1 protein-coding gene is annotated in these 839 nt (G+C 61.4%); it reads left to right on the top strand.

What is annotated here, in order from left to right:
* On the top strand, nt 1-713 hold a 713-nt coding region (locus tag B7G66_RS14490; protein ID WP_206778205.1), incomplete at its 5' end, for a tyrosine-type recombinase/integrase.
* Nucleotides 714-839 lie beyond the last annotated feature (126 nt).

The raw sequence follows: 839 nt of genomic DNA, 5'->3' as shown, positions 1-839 counted from the left end.
TACAGATCTGGAGCTATGAAATGGAGGACGCGTTTGTAGAGCGCGCCCGGCCGACACTCCAGTTGGCTTACATGCTCCTGCTCTATACCGTTCAGCGACCGAGCGACGTGCTGTCCATGGATGCGTCGCTGATTTCGGAACGCAATGGGCGCCTGTTCATTGCCCTGCGCCAGTCCAAGACGGGCACGCTGCTGGATGTTCCCATCCATGAAAGGCTGGCGAGTCGCATTCGTGAACGGATGCGACAGATCGAGCAGGAAACGGCAGGCAGGACCGGCAGGAGGGTCACCCGGACAGGCAGCCCTGCCCCCCGACTGCAGGTGCCAAGCCCGACGGGCCGGCCCTGGGCCCGACGCAATTTCAGCCGTGCGTGGGACCAGGTCGTGCGACAGATGGCGTTCAGCACGGCGAAGCAGTTGTTCAAAGAGGGCCTGACGAAGGACGAAGTCCGCGCCCACCTTCAGGAAAATCATCGCCAGCGCCGTGACCTGCGCCGCACCGGGATCGTGCGCCTGGCCGAGGCGGGGGCCACGACACCCCAGATCGCCTCCATCAGCGGTCACGGCATCGACTACTGCCAGAGAATCATCGACACGTACCTGCCCCGCCGCACCGAGGTCGCGATCGCTGGCATGCAACTGTGGGAGCGGCACCAGGACCGCAAGATCAGCAAGGTCGTCTCGATTGCAGCAACACGCGGACGTCTGGGATGACCCATGATGCATGCGCAAACCATCTGCAAACCACATGCCAATCGTGCAAACTTTTTTTGAAGGCTAAGTCATTGAAAAATGGCGCGCCCTGTTGGATTCGAACCAACGACCCACAGCTTAGAAGGC

Origin of the sequence: Novacetimonas hansenii JCM 7643 (genome assembly GCF_000964405.1) — a bacterium.
Lineage (GTDB): Bacteria > Pseudomonadota > Alphaproteobacteria > Acetobacterales > Acetobacteraceae > Novacetimonas > Novacetimonas hansenii.
Note: the sequence above shows the minus strand (reverse complement) of the source record. Positions and strands in the feature narration are given on the sequence as shown.